This is a genomic window from Neisseria sp. P0022.S010 (assembly GCF_051956635.1).
On the sequence record NZ_JBQCXF010000597.1, the window covers coordinates 1 to 1717 of the forward strand.

The following is a 1717-nucleotide window of genomic DNA, read 5'->3' on the forward strand; positions in this document are numbered from 1 at the left end:
ATAAAGGGCTTTGAGCTTTTATCAAAATATAGGCCGTCTGAAAAAGTTCAGACGGCCTTTCTTTAATTAAAACGGGATACTAAATCTCATCTCAATCTATGTTGCGAACGATTATTTTGCAGAATTGCTGACCTGTTTCATCCAGGCAAACAGTTCGTCCAAGTCATAATCGCCGCCGTGTTCGACATCCCAAGGTAGGGCGTAGTCGACGGTTTGGCCGTTGTTTTGCAGTTTGGCGGCTAAGACGGCGGAGACTGCCAGTGAGGTGTCACGGTCGTTGGTGCCGACGCGGATACGCCAGTTTTGCGGCAGGTTTATGCCCGGTTTGCCGATGTAGTTGAGCGGGTTCATGATTTTGATGGTTTCTTCATCTGCGATTTCGGCGTTGGCGGCGGTGTTGTGTTGCATGGAGAACGCGGTGAAGTGGCGTTTATCGACGGTATTGGTGCCGAAGAGTTGGTTTTCGCCTGCGCTTAAATCTACGCCGTCAAAGGCAGGCGGTGTTTTTTGCCGTCCGGCGGCTTTGGCGTAGGCATCGAAATCGACGGAGACGACTTTGCCGTTGCGGACGGTCAGCCATTTGCGGTCGCTTAGGTCTTTGCCCGCGTCAAGCTGGATTTGGGCGGATTGGGCGAGCAGGCCGGCAATATGGTTTTTAAAGCTGCCGTTGCCTTGGGCATCCAGCGTCAGTGGTTTGCCTTCGGGGGATTTCAGGTTCAGGCTGTTGAGATAGGCGGGGTACAGCGGTTTGAGGAGGTCGGACAGTTTTTTCTCGTCATCGGTCAGCGTGCCGGCGACCAGCTCGCGTTTGACGCGGTAGTCGAGCATGGAAATATTCATTTTTTTATAGTCGTTAATACCGTTGAACTGCCATTCGTAAGCCATGTCGGCATGGTCCAAATCGGTAATCGGGCAGTAAGCGGATACGGCAAAAACTTTGTCGCTGCCTTCCGCTGCGCCTAAGGCTTTGAGGTGGTTTTCATAATCTTTTTGATCGGCTGTTGCGCCTAAGAGGGCGGACATCGCGCCGCCTGCGCTTGTGCCGTTGGAAATGATTTTTTCGGCATCGCCGGGCATGGCTTTGTCGTTGGCTTTCAGATAGCGGACGGCGGCTTTCAAATCGACAATGGCGGCGGGTGCTTTACCGGTGGGTTCTGTCCGGCCGCGTGCGCCAGGGGAGGCGACGACATAGCCTTTGGAGAGGGCAACCAGGGCGGCGTTGGGCGATTTTGGGCCGTCTTCAGGCTCGCCGCGTTTGCCTTCCAAAGCAGGTTTACCCGGTTCGGCAGGCATATAACCGCCGATTTGGTTGGGCAGGAAAATCGGTGCGGTTTCGGCGTTGAAACCGTCTATCTCGCCGCCGTTGTAATAGGCTTCGGGGACGTAAATATTGATGATTTCGTAACGGGTATCGACAGGATTGCGGACGTAAACCACGCCTTCGTAAGCGCGGAATTTGACGGCTTGACCGTTCACTTCGATGCTTTGTTCGGTGTATTTTTGTTTGGAGAAGTCTAGGTCGTAGGTGTCTGCGGTTTTGACGGAAGCGCAGGCGCTCAATCCCAGTGCGACAGAAATGGATAAGAGGGTTTTGTTCAGGGCATTCATCATCATACTTTTTGAAGAGGTGTGAACGGATATGATAACAAATACTAAGGCCGTCTGAAACGCTAAGTCGGGTTTCAGACGGCCTGATTTTTTGTAACGTTATGTGGTG

Annotated in this window: 1 protein-coding gene; it reads right to left on the reverse strand. The window is 52.6% G+C overall.

All coding sequences use genetic code 11. The features are described 5' to 3' along the window. Window positions 1–111 precede the first annotated feature (111 nt). The gene (locus ACTHUT_RS19770; RefSeq protein WP_250601682.1) at window positions 112–1608 is read right to left on the reverse strand and encodes a subtype B tannase; all 1497 of its coding nucleotides are present in this window, start codon (window positions 1606–1608) and stop codon (window positions 112–114) included. Window positions 1609–1717: the final 109 nt, after the last annotated feature.

Coding starts and splice junctions, on each gene's coding strand:
- ACTHUT_RS19770 (WP_250601682.1), bottom strand. CDS start 1,608: ATGAATGCCCTGAACAAAACCCTCTTATCCATTTCTGTCGCACTGGGA.